Genomic DNA, 19,318 nt, shown 5'->3' with positions numbered 1-19,318 from the left:
TGTTATGGTTACTCTACCTAATGATTTGGTGAGGCAAGCAGATGGTCATTGAAACAAACAGGAGCAATGGAATTGCTGGTACAGATCCAAGTATATCGGTAGAACCTAATACAGCACCTGTTGAGAACGATGCATCTAATGGCTCAGGTAGTGCATATTCTGAACCCGTAAATGAAAATAGTAGGTCTCCTGAAGAGCCTGCGCCAGCTAATGCAACTAAAGATTCAACAGTTAATAAGTATCATAGTACTAATGTCACTTTTTTGACGATTGCTTTTTGCTCTGTTGCAACCATTTTGATCTGGTTAGTTGTATTGCATTCTGTTTTAGAACCAAGTTTCTTTAAAAATTTGGGTTTTGCGAAAGATTACGTACTGAAGAAGCCAGATCAACAATTCGATCCTGTAATGATGCACAATATTGGGGAAATGGTTACAAATGGCACTCTTCTCAGCTTAGATGACTTTTGGTCATTTCAAAGTAATCTATATCAAACAATTATCACCTTCCTAATTGCTTTGAACGGTGTTATAGCCGCATTCTCATTTTTCATTATTAAGACCTCTTCAAATGCGAAAGCTAGAGAAGAGGCAAGGGCTGAAGCGAGTAATGAATTAAAAAAATATTTGGAGAGTACTCGTTTCGTTGATGAAGTGAAACGTGTCGTAAGGAACAAAGTCGAGGCTAATTTAAGTGAAATTGTTAGGTCATTTCAGTTCGATCTCGAAGAGAAAACAGCTGATATAGCAGAACAGATTGATGCAATTGCATTACTGAGGAAGGATCTTAAGCTAGATATTGATACAATTGAACGTATTAATAAAGAGCATGAAGATTTTAAACGCTATATAGCAATATTGGCGAAGAGCTTATCCTTAGTGGATAGAACAGAAGATGCTGGTGCTGATTTGACTTTAGGAGGTAAATAAATGGCATTTATAAAAAACAAAGAACGATTTAGCCAAGAATTAGATGATCAGGTATTTGCCTTGAATTCAGTTGATGAACTCATAGCTTTTGCTAAGCAGCATCAAATAGTAACATCCCCTTTAGATGTATCACGCCTCACTAAGGAATTAGGGATTACTATGCGTATGCAGCCAATGGAAGGGGAAGAGTCAGGTTGTTTAAAGCAAACTAGAGATGGTAGCTGGGTTATGACAGTGAACTCATTACATCATCCACATCGCCAACGCTTCACTATTGCTCATGAATTAGCCCACTATGTCAAGCATACCATACATACTAAGGAGTTCATTGATAAGGCCTTTTTTAGGGATGGACAAATAAATGCGATGGAGTCCGAGGCTAATAGGTTTGCAGCAGAACTGTTAATGCCAGAAGATGAGTTTAAGAGGTATGTGACTGAAAAATCTAAAAAAGTTATGGATATAGCTAACTATTTTCAAGTATCTTCTATGGCCGTTAGGATTCGAGCTAAGCAGTTAGGCTACTCTGGACATGACATATAATGAGCGAATATAAATATTTCCCGCTGATAAAAACAAGAGATGCTGAGCTGAAGGCCCTCTCAAAATTTGATTCGAAATATTTTAATGAGACATTACCCATATATGAGTTGACTAAGTCCCGAAAGGCTAAAGTAGCCCCTGATGGTGATATTCATCGAAGAATGTCAACTATAAAAGAGGTTCAGGGGGATCGTCCATTTATTCTAGATTTGACTTCAAATGAAAAATATATCAATCCTCAAATTGAGCAGTTGTTAAATGAATCCAAAGGATTCTCTGAGTGGAGATATTTTCTGGATTTTTATCGAGACTTAAATATCATCCCTATGGTTCATATTTATGATGATGACGACTTTACGCAGGTGCAACATTTTGTACGTGAAATATCATTGATTAAAGATTATTTAGCTGTAAGGCTTCCCTATAATCTTGATGAGTATAAAAAATATATACGCCCAATTGTAGCCTCTTTAGATCGTGGTTGTAAGATTTTCGTTATTATTGATGGTGAACAGGCTACTCGTGATAATGTAAATGATATTACTAATGGCTGTATTTTTGCATGTGAAGAGTTAGATGAGTTTAATGCAAGTATTGAGGATATTGTCACTGTTTCGACATCTTTTCCTTTAAATCCAAAGGATTATGGAACTGACGAGGCCGGAGACATTCCTATACTTGAAGAAACGATCTTTAGAGATGTATCTGCTCAATATCCGATTAAATATGGAGATTATGCATCAATTAATATCCAACAGGTCGAAATTAGAGGTGGAACTTTTATTCCAAGAATAGATATTGCTTTGGACCAAATATTTATCTACAAGAGATATCGTCGAGAGAAAGGAAGCTACCCGTTATGTGCAAAAATGGTCCTTTCCGATGTAAGATATCATCAATTGGGGATTTGGGCTGATAAAGAAATTGCGTTAGCAGCAGCTGATTCTCCTAGTGGGATAAGTCCATCGTTTTGGATTGCTGTTAGGATAAATTATTTTATGACTAGTCGTGTTTTGTTGAGAAACAAAATATTATGATAGAGTTCCAGATGACGTTCTTGTCAGTGTGAGGATGTCATCTGGTGTAATAATGTCCCCTAGTTCATTATAGAATGTCGAAAAGCTATCCGATATTTTTCTCTTTAAATTACTTCGTGATAACGACTTTATTTCATCAAAAGAGTTATATAGGCAGGCGGATAAACAAAGTTCATATTTAGATTTCGCTGCTTTATCATGCTTTAATTTTTTTAACTCTGGCACGGGAATGGTACTGCAAAGCGATAATTTATCTTGTTTCTTGAAAACATAGGCTTTCCTGACGATCTCTATATAGGAGTCTGTTACAAGAATAATACCAATTCCCTTCGAAGTAAGTTTTCTTACCGAGGATATATTACTTTCTACACATACTACGTAACAAACGTCAAAATAGCTGATATAACTAGCTATCTGATATTGTAGTCTCTCGACAGAATCTCTAGCACTTTTTATTTCGAACGCAATGGCAATGTCATTATCCAGAGCGATAACATCCGCTCTTCTAGAACCAAAGTGAAATCTGACCTCACTAGAAACCAGCGCCCCCTTAAATTTATCTAAAATGAATCCAATTAGTTTTATTTTTAGCTCTAATTCCTTCATCATAATATCTTTTCTAAAAGATTTTGTTTATTTTATCTGATGTCTGTTTATTTGTACAGTGCTAAGGTGGACACATTATTTTGGGCTACTGATACCAATACGTAAATGGCGACAAAATGGCGGCAGAGCTTCGCAAAACTCATAGTTTATCGAACTTTGCCGTTCTTTATCTAACTGATTTATAAGTAAATTGTTGATTTTAAAAATCTGTTAGATTTACTCTTAATCAATTGGTCGCAGGTTCGAACCCTGCACGACCCACCAACAAAATCAATCACTTAGCATTAATCTCTAATTTCAAATCTGTTTCATGGGACATATTTGGGACACAATCATTAAATATTGCGTCTATTTGTCTGGCATGTTCATTTAAATTATTCGGTGAAAGATGGGCATATCTTTTCACCATTTCAATATCGTCCATCCTCACATTTTTTATAATATATAAATAGTGAACCCCGATTAGGCTAATCAACTTCTTTATGTAAGTCTTAACCATAACAATGGGTAGATACTTTAAAACGCCAATATCAATTGAATAAATAAAATTGAATAAATATCAACCATGATTATCGGCTTGTGCTGGTGACTTTATTTTTCTGTGTGGTTGTGATAATCGTAATAATTTATTTGCTAAGATTGTACAATAAAAATCTTAGTTTCCCATAATATCCAGGGGCAGTGATAATGAGGGGTTTGTGATCAGTAAATACCCATGGTGATCGAAAGCGGAAATCGCTCAAACGTTTGATACTGCCTTTCCTGAGCATATCCTTTCTATTTTAGGCTAAACGTCGAGGCACGATGGCTGGATGCCAGCCATGCTGGGCGGGGTTCAATGAGTCAAACAACTATTTTTTGTATTAACACGACAATTTATTGTACTTTTTATCTCGGATAAAACAAAAGAGCCGCGCGTTAGCGTGACTCTTATAGTGGTTACTGAAAAATAAAATTGATGGTTCCAGCAACCAGTAGCAAAAATACAGCATATTGTAAGTAGTAGGCAGACATTGTTTTCATATTTTTCCTCCTGGGTATTGTTACTCTTAGTTAAGCAATATCTGCGCCATATCTAACTAATTGAAAAATTGGTTATTTCTATTATGGATAACTAAGGTGGTGCCCCTATTTAGGGAGTTGGCACCATTTAGGGGCATATCGCCTATCTCTCTTCTGGCTGATTTATTGTTTAGGCCGTTAGTTTTGATTTGATTAATTATTAACTCGACGGCTTGCTGATGCTTTGATAAGTGTAATAGCACATGAAATTAACTCTTAGATAAAGGGGGCTTTTTAGTGCGTAACTCTAACTTATGCGTGTACATGGAAGAATCGGCGGCAGCAAGTAATTCATTAATCGGTGTGTCTTTATCTAAGTTGCAATTGGCATATCCCACACTAAAGCCAATATTATAACCACGCAATTCTTGGCTATTACGTAATTCTAAGGCAATTTTAAAGCGATTTAATATTTCTGGTATATCGTTGCAACTCGATGCCGTTAGTAATGTGACAAATTCATCGCCACCCAGGCGGGCGACAACATCCGTCTCACGAAAGAAAAGCTGTAACTCTTCAGCGAAAGTCACTAATGCCTTATCACCTTCGGCATGCCCATAACAGTCATTTATTTCTTTAAAATCATTTAGATCAAAGAAAATCAAAGTGGCAGGAATATTATTATGCGAACAAAACGTTAGTGCATGCTGAGCTAAAATCTCAAAACCCCGACGATTGGTTAACTGTGTTAACTCATCAATAGTTGCCAATTGAACAGCAGCAATTTCTTGCTCGGCCATTTTTGCTAAATCACATAAAAGTTGCTGATCGTATTCATCCAAAATGCGTGGTTTAAGGTCGATAAGACAAAGTGTCCCAAGTTTACTGCCATTGGGAACAACCAGTGGACAGCCTGCATAAAAACGAATGCCAGGATCGTCGGTAACTAATGGATTGTCACTAAAACGGATATCGTCAAGGGCATTGGGCACTAAGAGGATATCGTCACCTAAAATGGCATGACCACAAAAAGATATATCTCTGGGCGTCTCGCTGGTTACCAACCCTGGATGTGATTTAAACCATTGACGATTTACGTCAACGATAGATATGAGCGCAATAGGCACATCAAATAACCGTTTAGCTAAGCGGGTGATACGATCAAAGCGTTCTTCAGGAGAAGTGTCGAGAATATTATAAGCGCGTAATGTAGCAATTCTCTTAGCCTCATCTTGAGGTATTAGGGGAGCTTGCATATTCATCCTCTCCTGTGGTTTACCCTACCCACTAAGCGCAGAAGGTTGCTAACAAGGATTAGCTACAGTGAACAATAATTATTTGGCATGGACACAAATTAGTATCATAAAAGAAAATAAACGCGTTGAAAAATAAAGAATTTTATCAACTATGAGACAACACTTAGTCGCCGTAAACTCAATCCAAAAGTCGATTTAAAACATCACACGTTGGCAACCATAACCATGCAGTGTTCACTGTCATCAGACTCAATTCCCCGGCCAAATGATCGCTTGTGCCGCAATTATCGTCTTTTTCTCTGTGTCATAAGCGATTGAGGGGGAGCCGTATAATACATAACCAAGCATCAATTGATCTGAAACTCGGTTACAAAATGATGAGTCATCGGGTCCGGTAATCAATCGGTACATCGGTAATCCATCTGGCGGTATAGTGTTCATATACAACCCTCATTTTAGTTCACTAGTCGTGAGTATGTTTTTGTACATTTTCTCTGGCCGCTGCTTTGGCGTCTTCAGCCAACTGCTCAATTTGCTCTTCAGTAAGTTGTTCTGAAGCTTCATGAATTTTGGCTAACCCTTCATTAACTGTTGTTTCTTCGTGATTTTTATCAGGCATACTGCACTCCCTTCTCGTGTTAGATTCAATCTATACTATAGGTCATTTAACCCTATTAAGGGTGTTTATAATGAGAGAGTGGATCAAATTGTAACGACCAAGATCTACAATTTTATTCTACTAACAGCGGCGGCAACATCTGACGAATGGTTTCCCACGCTGGCGCGCCAGCTAATCTATCAACGGAACGGTTACGTTTTACATAATTTGGAAAACAGCCTGATTGTCATAAATATTTTGAGTCATATCGCTTTCCCTTTAAATTAACTTCTAACGACTGAATGAAAATAATCAATAGTTTAGCACTAATAGTAGGATATTAAATATGCAGGAGGGAAACGAATGTTATTCTTTCGTTGTAAATACGTGATGTCTGAGATTAGCCAGATGCTATTGAAATAGAATATCGAATAGTTAAAACTATTTAATATGGGCCGTGGGATAAGATTATCACTATTCGGATTCTGTTATTTATCGGAAAATAGCCTAAACTTTATACAGTGCGTGTTGACGACCTTGGTTAACCGTTCTGGAAGGGGTTCCTTCCGTTTGGCGTTTCCCAAAGACTGATAAAGCGTGAATATACTGCGAGGGCAGGTAGTCACTATGCCAGATTAAGGCACTTTATCCCTGATTAGATGCTTCTCTTGAAGGAGATAGCGATGACTCCCGCACAAATACTGATTATTCTGGTGCTAACACTCTTTGCATTATACCGCCAGTCGGTCAGCCATGAGATGTCTTTAGGCCCCGCCCGTTTTAAATGGGCCTGGGTTTACGGGATGGTCGGTCTGGTAGTTGGTGGAACATATATGCCAGCTACAATGACTTCCTGGGTAGTTCTAGGTAGCGCTGTTTTATTTAGTGTTGTTGTTGGTGTTTTGCAAGGCCGCCTTATAGAGATTTGGCGTGAACCTGATGGACGTATTTTTTGCAAGGGTACACCATTGACGATAACTTTATTTCTGTTACTGGTTGGTTCTAAATGGATTATAGGGACACTGCAATATCTTTATAATCAACCGACTGAGCAAGGTGGATTTGGTGAAATCCTGATCATGATTGCAATAATGGCAGCATTTCAGGTTGAAATTGTCAGGCGGCGTATTCGGGTCTTATACCCTGATAATCCGGTTGATTCATTGCCTGAAGGACAGTAAGAATGCCTATTTTGGCTAACAGTCGAAGGACTGACTGCTAGCCGAATATAGCGGGCCCATAGGCATTTTCAAAAGCTGTATCAATCGACAATGAAAAGTTTGGCCCCTGATACTGTTGATGAACGATGTGCTTCTGCGTCATCAGCAACCTGATAACTCATACCTGCTTTCAATACGAAAACTCGACCATCGTTCAATTCAGTGCTCAGTTCGCCGTCGAGGCATAGCAAAATATGCCCTTTAGAACACCAATGGTCAGCGTTGTATCCGGCACTGTACTCAACCATACGGACTCGAACACTTCCGAAAAACTGTGTTCGCCAGTAGGCGACCCCTTGCTCCCCTTTATGCTCGGTTTTTTCTATTACTGACCAATCGGTGATACCGAAGGGGATATCCACTATTCTCATTTAAATTACCTCTTGTTAATGCTGGCAAACCTTACATTAACTCACTATTAAAACGAATACACAGTCTATTACTTTATTACCAATCCAACTTTTATAAAGTGGGCCATACTGTGAGATATACGGTTAAATGGAGTCATCAAGTCTATGAATAATCCGACAATTTTCCAGTTTTTTCATTGGTACTATCCTGATGGTGGTAAGTTATGGCAGGAAGTCTCAGAGCAAGCTGCACATATTAGCCAACTAGGAATTAATATCGTTTGGCTTCCTCCTGCATATAAAGGTGCTTCAGGAGGATATTCTGTAGGATATGACACCTATGACCTGTTTGACTTAGGGGAATTCAATCAAAAGGGCACTCAGGCAACTAAATATGGCGATAGAGAAGGTTTACAGAATGCAATTAATCGATTGAAGGAAAATGGCATAAAAGTTCTTTTTGACGTGGTATTCAATCACAAAATGGGGGCGGATGAAAAAGAACAGGTAAGTGTCCGTAAAGTCAATCCTGACAACCGAACTGAAATAGACGATGATATTATTGACGCTCTAGCCTACACCCGTTTTACCTTTCCTGGTCGCAATAAAATTTATTCATCCTTTGTTTGGGATAAACAGTGTTTTACCGGAGTCGATTATATTGAAGAACCTTCAGATGACGGTATTTTTAAGATAGTAAACGATTACAGCGATGAGGGGTGGAATACAGAGGTTGATGATGAGTTAGGTAATTTTGACTATCTGATGGGGGCAGATATAGATTTTCGTAACCCTGACGTCATGTCGGAGTTAAAATACTGGGGAAAATGGTTGCTGGAGACACTGCCAATTGATGGTTTTAGACTGGATGCAGTAAAACATATCCCTGCATGGTTTTTTAAAGCGTGGATAGAATATATACAAAATGAAATAGACCATGATTTACTGATTATTGCGGAGTATTGGTCCCCTGACATCGAAAAGTTACAACAATATTTGGCACGGGTAGAAGGCAATGTAATGTTGTTCGACGTTGCTTTACATCACACGTTTCATGAAGCGTCAAAACAGGGTGAAGATTTTGACCTGACGCAAATATTCAACGGGTCCTTGCTTGAAGTTGACCCGTTACATACCATTACTTTAGTGGCCAATCATGACACTCAGCCACTTCAATCACTGGAAGCACCGGTAGAACCTTGGTTTAAGCCTTTAGCTTACGCGTTGATTTTAATCCGAGAACAAGGTATCCCATGTATTTTTTATCCCGACCTGTTTGGTGCTAATTATCAAGATAATGGCGAAGATGGGGGGACTTATCAGATAGAAATGCCGGTTGTTGCTGAATTGGAGGCGTTAATTCAAGCCAGGCAACGTTTTGCCCATGGTGCACAGACTGATTATTTTGATGATAAAAACTGTATTGCTTTTGTGCGTGCAGGCACGGCGGAGGCACCGGGTTGCGTAGTGATTCTTTCTAATGGTGCTGAAAGTGAAAAAACAATCACCTTTGGCGAAGGTTTTGAAAATAAAGAGTTTGCTGACTATTTAGGTAATCGTCAGGATATTATTACTACCGATGAGGGCGGTGGGGCAATATTCCCTGTCAATGGTGGGAGTGTTAGCCTTTGGGTATTGAAAGAGCTTCTGTAGCAAATGGGAATGAACATTTTCATATAATAAGATGAAATATCACCTTAAATGAAGCGCTAAGCCGTTATGTTTTGCACGACTTAGCGCTCAGTCATTATTTTCTTAGTTCAATGATGGCTGATTAATTTGAAAGAAGCGGATAATCTGACGCAATTCTGCACCTTGCTCAGTTAATGATTGAGCAGCAGCAGCAGCCTGCTCAACCAACGCCGCATTTTGTTGAGTAACTTGATCCATTTGCTCTACGGCAATACCGATCTCTTGAATACCAATATGTTGTTCATGTGATGCAGTAGATATTTCCCCGACAATATGGGCAACTTTCCCCACCGAATCGACAATCTCTCCCATCGCTTGACTGGCATGGTCAGCGCGTTCTGAACCCGCATTGATTTTTTCAACAGTACCGACAATTAATTGTTTTATCTCTTTGGCTGCATTTGCGCTTTTCTGAGCCAAAGTGCGCACTTCGCTTGCGACAACGGCAAATCCCTTACCTTCAGTGCCAGCTCGTGCGGCTTCAACTGCAGCATTTAGCGCTAATATATTGGTTTGAAAGGCAATACCTTCAATAACAGCAATTATATCGACAATCTTCTTCGAGCTTTTCGTTATTTCCTGCATGCGAAGTAGCATTTCATCAACAATAGCCCCGCCTTCAGTCGCGGTCGCTGCTGTATTAACCGCCAGCTCACTTGCTTGTCGGGCATTATCCGCATTCTGACGTACAGTTTGGGTTAATTCTTGCATATTAGCGGAGGTTTGAATCAGAGAGGATGCTTGCTCTTCAGTTCGTTGTGATAAGTCCGCATTTCCCTGAGCAATCTGATTCGAGGCGACAGAAATTGATTCACTGCCGTGCATGATCTCATTAATGGTTTTCTTCAATTGCTGGTTCATGATGTTCAGAGAAGCCAGCAAGCTATGATTATCTCCTGGGCGAAGTTTTATTTCAGTCGATAAATTCCCGGCTGCGATATGCCCCATAATAGCTACCGCGTAGGCCGGTTCGCCCCCTAATAAACGAGACAAATTACGGGCAATCATGACCGCAAGCAGTGCGGAGATGAAAACAGCGAAAAGTAATAAAGCGATGAGTACGTTTTTGGCGGTATTAAAACTTTGTTGACCATCCGTTGCAGCTTGTTCTCCACCTTGAACTTCCAGTACGACTAATTCAGCGAGATCTTTCATCAACTGCGTACGGTATTTTCTTGATGTATCACCACTAATTTTAGTGGCTTCAGCTAATTGATTATTATTAACCGCATCAATAACGAGACTGTTTGCCTGAGAGAAATGGTCAAAATCTGACGTTATTCTCTTGAATAACATTGAGTGATTGTAACCTTCCGGTAATTTTATAAATCTATCTTGTGCAGCACGGAAATTATCTACAGCTTGTAATATCTCCAGACGATGCCCTTCACGCTCTTTTTCTGTCGATGAAGCGATGTACTGAACTTGCTGTAGGCGCAATTCTGCTAAGACGCCCCGCATTTCTAATGCATAGCGAACACCTGGTAACCAACTGTCACGGTAAGCTTCCAGTCTGGAGTTATTATTGCTTAACTGCGATAGGGCCACTGCACCTAGCAATAACATCATGACAATAACGACAGAGAAACCTGAGAGTAACTTTGTCAGAATGGAGAGGTCGGAGAACTTTTTCATAAACATTACGCATATTAAATTTAGGTATAATGTATAACGGCAAATGACATGAATTCTTGATGTAATAAAACTACTTAATTTAATTTTTTAAACATTTTTCATGTCATTACAAAACATAGAGTAATGTTACATTTTTAGGCTTTTTTATCGTTTTTTATATTAGGTGTAGATGATTAGTCTTATAATTTAGTTATTGCTCTATCTTCTGCTTTAAAATTATGAAGGTTTGATACTGTTGTATTTTTAAATTAACTATTTATTAACGTTATTCTGGTGTTTATGATGTTTTTAGACAGATATTTTATATTTTCCGCATCCCTTCCTTTATCTTGTCTGTGGGCCTTAATCGTTTTTAAGGAGTGTGCTAAGCTCGAAGTATCAAAACTTTAGGTGGTTCATCATGGTCTTTGTCATTCTTTGGTTTGCTATTGCAGGGTTAAGTGAGTATCTGGTGTGGGGGTATCCACTGTTGGCAGTGTTTCTGGCTCTGTTTTTTGTGGTGCTCGGTGGGTACTGGGTTTACAGAATCAGAAAAATTCAAGTAAGTGATGAGCCTTCTGATGAATTAAGATCAAGATCTATCAGTAATTTGAACCTGACCTTCTCTGTGATCATGCTGGCTATTCATGCTCTCGTTTTATTACTACTACGCTGAAAATGGTATGGTTTTCGCTAACGGTGCCATTGGCTCCAAACGGATATGAGTATCCAGGCAGCGATGACCCAACATAAAACGGCAGCGGTCAAGGCAAGTGGTAAGCGTAGATGGTTAATTAGAAAATAAAGTGATATCAAATAGATAAAGTAAGGAATTATAGCCCATAAGCCGAATATAATTGTTGTGCGTAGTGCTTCGATACTACGTTCACTGGCTACAATATAGTGTGCGATGAGAGCAAACGTAGGGAATAGTGGGATTAAACCGGCAATATAGTAATTGCGTGTCTTTGATAATAACCCAATCAATACTACAACCGCAGCTCCGATTAACGCTTTAAGTAACAGTCCCATCACTATCTCGAAAGATTAAAAAAGAAGCTGCCAATAGAATATATCTCAATGAAAAAAAAGAAATTCCTATATCTGGCAGCATAATAGAATAGGACTATTGCATCTTGTTGCTTATTGACGATAGCCGTTTTTGATTTGCGCAAGGGTATTGGTGAAAACTTCAGCTTGAGCACTGTCTTCGATACCGGCAATGGAACGTTCGATATTCAAGATTACTTTCCCAGCATCGGCTTGGCCGATCGCTTTTAGCATTAGCGTTAATGTTGCTTTCAAGCACGCAACTTCATTTGCTAAAGTTTCTGGGTCAGCAGAAGTGGTAAAGTCTGGATTACTCATTTTTTTTCCTGAAGTGAGAGCTTGCCTGTGGACAAAGTGATTTGGGTTAACCCAGCATCGCAGTGAACATTCGCGGCATTATTAAACAGTTATACCATTATATCATAAACTGATGGTCAGCTTTGATAACCTGTGCTCAATCTTTATTTCGTGGTTAAAAACTGGGTTGGTGGCGGGCAGGGAGGTGAATGCTTGAACGATGATTCCTACGATCATGTGAGTATTATCTTAATTAAGTAAGATTTGTTCATAAAAATCATATCATTTCTGAATACATAATTGGTGTCAAAAAATCACTCATTTTGAGAGTGAATATGAGATAAACAATAAATAAACAAAACTAAGAATAATTCCTATAGCGTAGAAATAGCCGATCCTGTGTGGTATCAATATGTTGTGCTTTTTTTCGTGAAAATAATTTTCAGAATGTCAGCAATTAGCATTTTTATGAAAAACGGTGCTGTGCCAAGAAAACTCTCAAAAAAACTTTTCTTTTTTATCATGTCGTTAATTGATAAGTCAGCGATTTTATGTACATAGTCAAAATGATGATAAAAATAATATCTGTCAAACAATATAGATATGAATTTGCAATTATTCTGTATTCATTCTTTGGCCGAAAACAAGTAATATCATTGTCGTAAACATAGCGTGATTAGGTTACTCCCTTATTTTTGGAGAATTTTCTTTGATTAGCGTTCTTCTTGTTGATGACCACGAACTGGTGCGCGCAGGGATTCGACGCATTCTTGAAGATATCAAGGGTATCAAAATAGCGGGCGAGATGCAGTGTGGTGAAGATGCGGTAAAATGGTGCCGTAGCCACGCTGTCGATATCGTTTTGATGGATATGAATATGCCCGGTATCGGCGGGTTGGAAGCAACCCGCAAGATTTTGCGTTTTTCTCCAGATACTAAAGTTATTATGCTAACTATCCATACTGAAAACCCATTGCCCGCAAAAGTCATGCAGGCTGGCGCCGGTGGGTATTTGAGCAAGGGTGCGGCACCTCAGGATGTTGTTACGGCGATCCGTGCTGTTCATTCGGGGCAACGTTACATAGCTTCTGACATTGCACAGCAGATGGCGCTGGGCCAGTTGGAACCTCCGGTGGAGACGCCTTTTAGTTGTTTATCAGAGCGTGAGTTACAAATTATGCTGATGATCACAAAAGGGCAAAAGGTGAATGACATCTCGGAGCAACTTCATCTGAGCCCGAAAACGGTGAACAGTTATCGCTACCGGATGTTTAGCAAACTTAATATTAGTGGTGATGTTGAATTGACCCATCTGGCCATTCGGCACGGTCTGTTTAACGCGGAGACGTTGTCTAATAGTGACTGATTGTTTTGATTCTAAAGAGTTTTTGAAAACTGTCACCAGCCAGCCTGGCGTTTACCGTATGTATGATAAAACGGGGACAGTTATTTATGTTGGTAAAGCAAAAGACCTTAAGAAGCGTCTGACGAGCTATTTTCGTGCTCAGGTTGCCAGCCGAAAAACGGAGACCTTGGTTAAGAATATTGCTCAAATTGATGTGACCGTGACGCATACTGAAACGGAAGCATTACTGCTTGAGCATAACTATATCAAGCTTTATCAGCCTCGTTACAACGTATTGTTGCGTGATGATAAGTCATATCCTCTTATTTTCTTGAGTGCGGATACTCATCCGCGCTTAGCAATTCACCGTGGAGCTAAGCATGAGAAGGGGGAGTATTTTGGTCCGTTCCCAAACTCTTATGCTGTCCGCGAAACATTAGCATTATTGCAAAAACTTTTTCCAGTAAGACAGTGTGAAAACAGTGTCTACCGCAACCGTTCACGGCCTTGTCTACAGTATCAGATTGGCCGCTGTTCTGGCCCCTGTGTCGCGGGGTTGGTGAGTGATGACGAGTATCAACGTCAGGTCGATTATGTGCGTTTGTTCCTTTCGGGCAAAGACCAACAGGTGCTAACACAACTGATTTCCCGTATGGAAGAAGCCAGTAAATTGTTACATTTCGAGGATGCGGCACGTATTCGAGATCAAATACAGGCTGTAAGGCGTGTTACGGAACAGCAGTTTGTTTCTGGCGACAGTGAAGATCTGGATGTTATCGGTGTGGCGTTTGATGCCGGATTAGCTTGCGTTCATGTGCTATTTATCAGACAAGGAAAAGTGCTGGGCAGTCGAAGTTACTTCCCAAAAGTTCCCGCAGGGACTGAACTAAGCGAAGTGGTCCAGACCTTCGTCGGGCAATTTTACTTGCAAGGAAGTCAAGGGCGAACGCTTCCTGGTGAGATTTTGCTGGATTTCACCCTTGAGGAAAAGGATCTGTTGGCCTCCTCACTTTCTGAGCTGGCCGGAAGAAAAATTCAGATTCAAAGCCGCCCGAGGGGGGACCGAGCACGCTATCTTAAACTTGCACGCACCAATGCCTCAACCGCATTGATAACTCGCTTATCACAGCAGTCAACAATACATCAGCGAATGAAAGAGCTAGCTAAGATTCTTAATATTGATGAGATCAACCGTATGGAGTGTTTTGATATCAGCCATACGATGGGAGAGCAGACTGTTGCGTCTTGTGTCGTATTTGATGCAAATGGTCCTGTACGTTCGGAATATAGGCGCTACAATATTAGTGGTATAACGCCCGGTGATGATTATGCGGCTATGTCTCAAGTGCTTAAGCGCCGATATGGTAAGGCATTAGATGACAAAAAAATTCCTGATGTTATTTTTATTGATGGCGGGAAAGGCCAGTTATCTCAGGCTTTTGACGTATTTGCTTCTCTTACTGTTCCTTGGGATAAGCAAAAGCCTTTATTGGTTGGTGTTGCCAAGGGCAGTGATCGCAAAGCAGGGTTGGAAACATTGTTTCTGGAGGCTCAAGGGGAGGGTTTCTCGTTGCCGCCAGACTCACCAGCATTGCATTTGATTCAACATATTCGTGATGACTCGCATAATCATGCGATAACCGGACATAGACAGCGTCGTTCTAAAGTAAAAAATACCAGTGCATTAGAAACGATAGAGGGAGTTGGCCCTAAACGGCGGCAAATTTTGCTGAAGTATATGGGGGGACTGCAACCTTTACTTAATGCGAGCGTCGAGGAAATTGCAAAAGTGCCGAGTATTTCACAAGCATTGGCAGAAAAGATCTACAATGCATTGAAACACTGAGGCTAATGTTGCACCATACTCATAATATCCACCCCAGCCAGATAGTTATCGTAGCATTATGCAATTGAATATACCGACTTGGCTTACCCTGTTTCGTGTTGTACTCATCCCATTCTTCGTTCTGGCGTTTTATTTGCCATTCGTTTGGGCTCCGATGGTTTGTGCCATCATATTTGTGTTTGCAGCAGCAACCGATTGGTTTGATGGCTTTTTAGCCCGCCGCTGGAAACAAACTACCCGTTTTGGGGCTTTTCTTGACCCTGTAGCGGATAAAGTTATGGTTGCCATCGCATTAGTGTTGGTTGCTGAGCATTATCATGTCTGGTGGATCACTCTACCGGCGGCAACGATGATTGCCCGTGAAATTATCATTTCTTCCCTGCGTGAGTGGATGGCTGAAATCGGTAAACGCAGCAGTGTTGCGGTATCATGGATTGGTAAAGTGAAGACAACGGCTCAAATGGGATCTTTGGTGGGGTTACTTTGGCGTCCAGACCATAACATAGAGCTTGCCAGTTTTGTTCTTCTCTACATTGCTGCGGTACTGACATTCTGGTCAATGTTTCAATATTTAAACGCTGCCTGGAATGATTTGCTCGAACCTTGATCGAAGCGCCGCAAAAAGCAGCAAACGAACACATTAGTCAGATAATTTTATTGACTCATTGCGTCAGGTAAGTAGAATGCATCGCATCAGACGGCAGCAACCAAATGTCGAAAGATAGCAAAAGAATCAGTAAGTTCTGATGTTGCGGGAATAGCTCAGTTGGTAGAGCACGACCTTGCCAAGGTCGGGGTCGCGAGTTCGAGTCTCGTTTCCCGCTCCAAATTAATAGGTTGGCTTAAAAGCGGACCTAAGCTGTAAAGGCAAAGAAGAATAAGGCGCGTTGGCAGAGTGGCCATGCTACGGATTGCAAATCCGTCTACCTCGGTTCGACTCCGGGACGCGCCTCCAGTTTTCCAGAGCCCGGGTGGTGAAATCGGTAGACACAAGGGATTTAAAATCCCTCGGCTTATGGCTGTGCGGGTTCAAGTCCCGCCCCGGGCACCATGGAAAATATTCTAAGTAAAACAAAGTAGTATGAGTATGTCGTTAACCGCCGAGAGGCGGTTTTTTTGTGCCTAAAATCACCTTTCACCATTGTTTCGCCATATCACTTCGCCACATCTTGCCCGCCCACAACTGGAACAATATTAATTTTTCTATCATATCTTGCGGTCTGTGATGCGTTTTTGTGCCCAGAGATTGCCTGCTTGTCATATAGCGAACCAGTTAGATCTGAGATACCTTTTGCTTTCAGATCATGGAACGTGAAATTAAACTCCAGTTCTGGATATTTCACAGCAGCCGCTTTTTTTGCTTTCATCCAGTGTGCGTTAAAACTATCGCGGGTGAAGCGTGATCCCGATTGCTGGTGTAACAAATAGATACTCATAACACCGTGGTTTAGAGGAAGGGTACCCGCCTGCCGTATAGACTCATGCAGCCTAGGTGCCCAAGCTTTAATTTGGGCAATGCCAGTTTTGCTCTGTTGTATAAATATACCATTCTCCAGCAACTAAATCGCCGCATGTCTATCGGTGAGGAAATGCAGCATCGGTTTGCTATTAAAGAAACTCGGTCAAAATTGAAAGGTACTATTGGCAGTCGCCTGATGAATGAGAGGAAGAAGGAAAAGAGTATCTTGGTAGTTGAGCATGACCACATAATGCAGATTACCGCCCCTGCAATGCTTTCCATCATGGAAGCTAAAGACTGTTCACATCATCAATAATACAAAATCCCAGATCGTTGATTGATGTAGGGCGTTTAGGCATTCTCTTCTCTAGTTGTAGTGGCAAAGGCGGTACTCCTCGAACGGTATAGTATACTATACTGAGCGCTGTCATCTAACGAACAATCCAAGCCACTGGCCTTATAAGCTGGTGGCTTTTCATTTGAAATATTTATCTAGTGGATCGAAGTATCTGTACTTTCTGTAGAAAGCTAACCAGTAAGCTAGTCCCATCAAGCCCCCGACAGCAGAAAGCTTGAAACAAGTTATTTTTCGGTTTGTAAGAAACTTAAAAAATGAGTATTCACCTTTCCATATATCAACCAGATCACCACCAATAATCAGATCTAGTACCAGATACATTGCTGGGATAGCGGCAGCATAGGCTGCTGTTAGATAGATGAATAGAAATAGTCGATACTTTGTATCAATATGCATGCAAAAAACTCGTTAAAAGAAATAGTAATACCAAGCCATCGAGACATCTTAGCAAGTATTTCAGAGCTTCGGCATAGCCCGAGGCTTTTCTATTTTGAGTAATACCATGCCACCCACAATACCGCGACCGCGAGCCTGATGTAAGCATGGTTGCCGTCATACTACCACTGACCGTTCGAGCTACTGCACCTAACACCAGATGTTATGATGCCCCCAAGAATAAAGAAGCCCTGTAGGCACAGCGGCTGCGCAGCTCTAACTATTGATATAACGGGCTACTGTGATAAGCATAAGCCTGAACATGCGAGTGATGGCTGGAAGCGGCATAAGCCGGGACAATCACGGCATGAGCGTGGTTAACAGCGCTTTCATACCGGTATAACGACAATCCGGCGTGGATCCACCAATAATATTGGATGTGGTTTCAGCTTCGGTTTCACCCTGTGCCACACGAACAACTACGGTGAGTGGCTTGGTCTGGTCGCTGATGGCATCCAGTGAATGGGCCAATGTGCCGGTTTCACCGGCCTTGCCGCTGGCGGCCAGCACATCGGTGAGTAATACCGGGGTATTGAGTGGAAACAGGGTGGCGTCAGCATCATCGGAGGTACAGACCATCCCGACCACCGCCGTACTGACAGTGCGGATCGGGCGAGTGCCTTCGCTAATTTCAATGACGCGCACACCGTGGTGGTAATCGGTTGCAGACATGCGGTTTTCTCCGGTTAAGCGTTCATTCGCTATGATGCCGGATTACTACGCGCGGGGCAGGTGGTGGTGGTTGTGTGAGGGATGACACAAAAAACCAGATACGCAGATCAGCGATATTATCGGCATGAAAACCGACTACATCACGAGTATTATTACTATGCCAATCAGGGATTGGTGTGCCGTGCTGTAGCCGATTTTTGCAGTATAACCCTTAAATATCGTTGTATTTACAGCTCAACTCCTACAGCTTCAAGGCTATTGCGGATAGGTTCACTGTCAATTCATTTCTATGGCGGCCTATCCGATGATTAATGGGGCGTTAAAACAAATTAAGCCACTTCGAGCGGCTCCTCACTATCCCGCAGATAAGTACTGCGTAACGCATCAATTTGCTGCCACAAAATAAGAGAAAGAACCTCTTTAGCATCATCACGATCAGTTGTCACGATGGCGTAAATCAGCGCACGGCAGTGGTCGATAAGTTCTTCTACTTCGCGGGGAGTGTCATCGTACATAGCGCACCTCCGGCAGCAGAGGGGCAGATGAAGCAACAGGTGTGGGAATAGCAACGATAGTGCAGGTCAATAATGACAGGTGTTTAGTCGTCAGATCCATGATGACTACCTCTTCGATGGGGACAATTATCACCACCAAGAACTGTCAATTTCTTATGGGTGGTGAACTGGGCGGGGTTGACAGACCGGTCATCGAAGAACCCGGCGCATCTTGCGATGCCCCCGCCCAGCTCACCATTGCTTACTTATTACAGGTGTCACTGTGCCCGCACATAATAGCCGAAACTACGGTTGTGCGTTTCAATGAATTCCGGACTGTCAAATCCGGCAGCGGATTTTGCCGCTGCGGCGTGACTATAGCCCAGCGACGTTCTACCGTGCAATCAGCCAGCATCACTTTAGGACAAACATTTTTTCTGTAAAAATAGTGAGTTATCGCGGTGATGCTTTAAACGATGGAAGAGGTAACAAGTAGTAAGGAAGAAAAAGGGAAA

Annotated in this window: 19 protein-coding genes, 3 tRNA genes and 4 pseudogenes; 13 read left to right on the top strand and 13 right to left on the bottom strand. The window is 41.2% G+C overall.

The window, feature by feature from the left end:
* The first annotated feature begins 41 nt into the window (after nucleotides 1-41).
* From A6J67_RS23710 to A6J67_RS16465, 3 genes are read left to right on the top strand one after another with little or no spacing between them, the layout of a single operon-like run.
* Entirely contained in the window at nucleotides 42-929 is an 888-nt protein-coding gene (locus A6J67_RS23710; RefSeq protein ID WP_226967848.1) for a hypothetical protein, read from the top strand.
* Complete coding sequence (locus tag A6J67_RS16470) at nucleotides 930-1,472, top strand: ImmA/IrrE family metallo-endopeptidase (RefSeq protein ID WP_080608264.1); 543 nt, start codon at nucleotides 930-932, stop codon at nucleotides 1,470-1,472.
* A complete protein-coding gene (locus A6J67_RS16465; RefSeq protein ID WP_080608263.1) occupies nucleotides 1,472-2,509 on the top strand; it encodes a beta family protein in 1,038 nt (345 codons plus the stop codon). Before A6J67_RS16470 ends, A6J67_RS16465 begins: the two co-directional genes overlap by 1 nt.
* On the opposite strand, the gene A6J67_RS16460 is transcribed toward A6J67_RS16465, so the two are convergent.
* The 5 genes and pseudogenes from A6J67_RS16460 to A6J67_RS23515 all read right to left on the bottom strand — a co-directional run bounded on the left by A6J67_RS16460 (nucleotide 2,504) and on the right by A6J67_RS23515 (nucleotide 5,992).
* Nucleotides 2,504-3,118 (bottom strand): sce7726 family protein, encoded by a 615-nt coding sequence (locus A6J67_RS16460; RefSeq protein ID WP_226967847.1) that lies wholly within the window; start codon nucleotides 3,116-3,118, stop codon nucleotides 2,504-2,506. The two genes, A6J67_RS16465 and A6J67_RS16460, sit on opposite strands and share 6 nt — an antisense overlap.
* Nucleotides 3,119-3,389: 271 nt before the next feature.
* Nucleotides 3,390-3,536 (bottom strand): annotated as a pseudogene (locus A6J67_RS23705) (integrase); the annotation flags it as partial.
* 850 nt (nucleotides 3,537-4,386) lie between these two features.
* Nucleotides 4,387-5,379, bottom strand: a complete 993-nt coding sequence (locus tag A6J67_RS16450; protein ID WP_005189450.1) for a sensor domain-containing diguanylate cyclase — start codon at nucleotides 5,377-5,379, stop codon at nucleotides 4,387-4,389.
* A gap of 243 nt (nucleotides 5,380-5,622) precedes the next feature.
* Entirely contained in the window at nucleotides 5,623-5,784 is a 162-nt protein-coding gene (locus A6J67_RS16445) for a DUF1737 domain-containing protein (RefSeq protein WP_226967904.1), read from the bottom strand.
* Between the two features lie 52 nt (nucleotides 5,785-5,836).
* A complete protein-coding gene (locus A6J67_RS23515; RefSeq protein ID WP_005189453.1) occupies nucleotides 5,837-5,992 on the bottom strand; it encodes a hypothetical protein in 156 nt (51 codons plus the stop codon).
* A gap of 662 nt (nucleotides 5,993-6,654) precedes the next feature.
* On the opposite strand from A6J67_RS23515, the gene A6J67_RS16435 reads away from it, so the two are divergent.
* Complete coding sequence (locus A6J67_RS16435; protein WP_005189458.1) at nucleotides 6,655-7,152, top strand: hypothetical protein; 498 nt, start codon at nucleotides 6,655-6,657, stop codon at nucleotides 7,150-7,152.
* An 80-nt stretch (nucleotides 7,153-7,232) separates the two neighbouring features.
* On the opposite strand, the gene A6J67_RS16430 is transcribed toward A6J67_RS16435, so the two are convergent.
* The gene (locus A6J67_RS16430; RefSeq protein ID WP_032907169.1) at nucleotides 7,233-7,562 is read right to left on the bottom strand and encodes a DHCW motif cupin fold protein; all 330 of its coding nucleotides are present in this window, start codon (nucleotides 7,560-7,562) and stop codon (nucleotides 7,233-7,235) included.
* Between the two features lie 144 nt (nucleotides 7,563-7,706).
* Here A6J67_RS16430 and amyA point away from each other — a divergent pair, with 144 nt between their 5' ends.
* Nucleotides 7,707-9,194 (top strand): alpha-amylase, encoded by a 1,488-nt coding sequence (gene amyA, locus A6J67_RS16425; protein WP_050089643.1) that lies wholly within the window; start codon nucleotides 7,707-7,709, stop codon nucleotides 9,192-9,194.
* Between the two features lie 102 nt (nucleotides 9,195-9,296).
* On the opposite strand, the gene A6J67_RS16420 is transcribed toward amyA, so the two are convergent.
* A complete protein-coding gene (locus A6J67_RS16420) occupies nucleotides 9,297-10,868 on the bottom strand; it encodes a methyl-accepting chemotaxis protein (RefSeq protein ID WP_032907171.1) in 1,572 nt (523 codons plus the stop codon).
* Nucleotides 10,869-11,268: 400 nt separating this feature from the next.
* Here A6J67_RS16420 and A6J67_RS16415 point away from each other — a divergent pair, with 400 nt between their 5' ends.
* Nucleotides 11,269-11,523 (top strand): hypothetical protein, encoded by a 255-nt coding sequence (locus A6J67_RS16415; protein WP_005189472.1) that lies wholly within the window; start codon nucleotides 11,269-11,271, stop codon nucleotides 11,521-11,523.
* A 17-nt stretch (nucleotides 11,524-11,540) separates the two neighbouring features.
* Here the strand turns inward: A6J67_RS16415 and A6J67_RS16410 are convergent, their stop codons facing one another.
* Nucleotides 11,541-11,879, bottom strand: coding sequence for a GlpM family protein (locus A6J67_RS16410; protein WP_050297572.1), 339 nt, complete (start codon nucleotides 11,877-11,879; stop codon nucleotides 11,541-11,543).
* Nucleotides 11,880-11,990: 111 nt separating this feature from the next.
* Nucleotides 11,991-12,215 (bottom strand): DUF2594 family protein, encoded by a 225-nt coding sequence (locus A6J67_RS16405; RefSeq protein WP_005189477.1) that lies wholly within the window; start codon nucleotides 12,213-12,215, stop codon nucleotides 11,991-11,993.
* Between the two features lie 688 nt (nucleotides 12,216-12,903).
* Between A6J67_RS16405 and uvrY the strand changes: the two genes are divergently transcribed.
* The 6 genes from uvrY to A6J67_RS16375 all read left to right on the top strand — a co-directional run bounded on the left by uvrY (nucleotide 12,904) and on the right by A6J67_RS16375 (nucleotide 16,436).
* Nucleotides 12,904-13,560: a UvrY/SirA/GacA family response regulator transcription factor gene (gene uvrY / locus A6J67_RS16400; protein WP_032907172.1), complete on the top strand. Its 657-nt coding sequence runs from the start codon at nucleotides 12,904-12,906 to the stop codon at nucleotides 13,558-13,560.
* On the top strand, nucleotides 13,553-15,385 hold the full coding sequence (uvrC, locus tag A6J67_RS16395) for an excinuclease ABC subunit UvrC (RefSeq protein ID WP_032907175.1): 1,833 nt from the start codon (nucleotides 13,553-13,555) through the stop codon (nucleotides 15,383-15,385). Before uvrY ends, uvrC begins: the two co-directional genes overlap by 8 nt.
* A 58-nt stretch (nucleotides 15,386-15,443) precedes the next feature.
* Nucleotides 15,444-15,992, top strand: a complete 549-nt coding sequence (pgsA, locus tag A6J67_RS16390; RefSeq protein WP_005189490.1) for a CDP-diacylglycerol--glycerol-3-phosphate 3-phosphatidyltransferase — start codon at nucleotides 15,444-15,446, stop codon at nucleotides 15,990-15,992.
* Nucleotides 15,993-16,136: 144 nt separating this feature from the next.
* Nucleotides 16,137-16,212 (top strand) — tRNA-Gly (locus A6J67_RS16385).
* Between the two features lie 54 nt (nucleotides 16,213-16,266).
* Nucleotides 16,267-16,340, top strand: a tRNA-Cys gene (locus A6J67_RS16380).
* A 10-nt stretch (nucleotides 16,341-16,350) separates the two neighbouring features.
* Nucleotides 16,351-16,436, top strand: a tRNA-Leu gene (locus A6J67_RS16375).
* Between the two features lie 103 nt (nucleotides 16,437-16,539).
* Here A6J67_RS16375 and A6J67_RS16370 read toward each other — a convergent pair.
* Nucleotides 16,540-16,944, bottom strand: a pseudogene (locus A6J67_RS16370) (integrase); the annotation flags it as partial.
* Between A6J67_RS16370 and A6J67_RS16365 the strand changes: the two are divergent.
* Nucleotides 16,942-17,160: pseudogene (locus A6J67_RS16365) on the top strand (Rha family transcriptional regulator); the annotation flags it as partial. The pseudogenes A6J67_RS16370 and A6J67_RS16365 overlap by 3 nt on opposite strands.
* Before the next feature lie 159 nt (nucleotides 17,161-17,319).
* Here A6J67_RS16365 and A6J67_RS16360 read toward each other — a convergent pair.
* The 3 genes and pseudogenes from A6J67_RS16360 to A6J67_RS16340 form a co-directional block, all read right to left on the bottom strand.
* On the bottom strand, nucleotides 17,320-17,598 hold the full coding sequence (locus tag A6J67_RS16360) for a hypothetical protein (protein WP_050297491.1): 279 nt from the start codon (nucleotides 17,596-17,598) through the stop codon (nucleotides 17,320-17,322).
* Between the two features lie 354 nt (nucleotides 17,599-17,952).
* Nucleotides 17,953-18,309, bottom strand: a pseudogene (locus tag A6J67_RS16350) (phage tail protein); the annotation flags it as partial.
* A 329-nt stretch (nucleotides 18,310-18,638) separates the two neighbouring features.
* The gene (locus A6J67_RS16340; protein WP_050297490.1) at nucleotides 18,639-18,824 is read right to left on the bottom strand and encodes a hypothetical protein; all 186 of its coding nucleotides are present in this window, start codon (nucleotides 18,822-18,824) and stop codon (nucleotides 18,639-18,641) included.
* Nucleotides 18,825-19,318: the final 494 nt, after the last annotated feature.

Origin of the sequence: Yersinia sp. FDAARGOS_228 (assembly GCF_002073315.2) — a bacterium.
GTDB classification, from domain to species: domain Bacteria; phylum Pseudomonadota; class Gammaproteobacteria; order Enterobacterales; family Enterobacteriaceae; genus Yersinia; species Yersinia intermedia.
The sequence above is the reverse complement of the archived record's forward strand: the minus strand, read 5'-3'. Positions and strand labels throughout refer to the sequence as shown.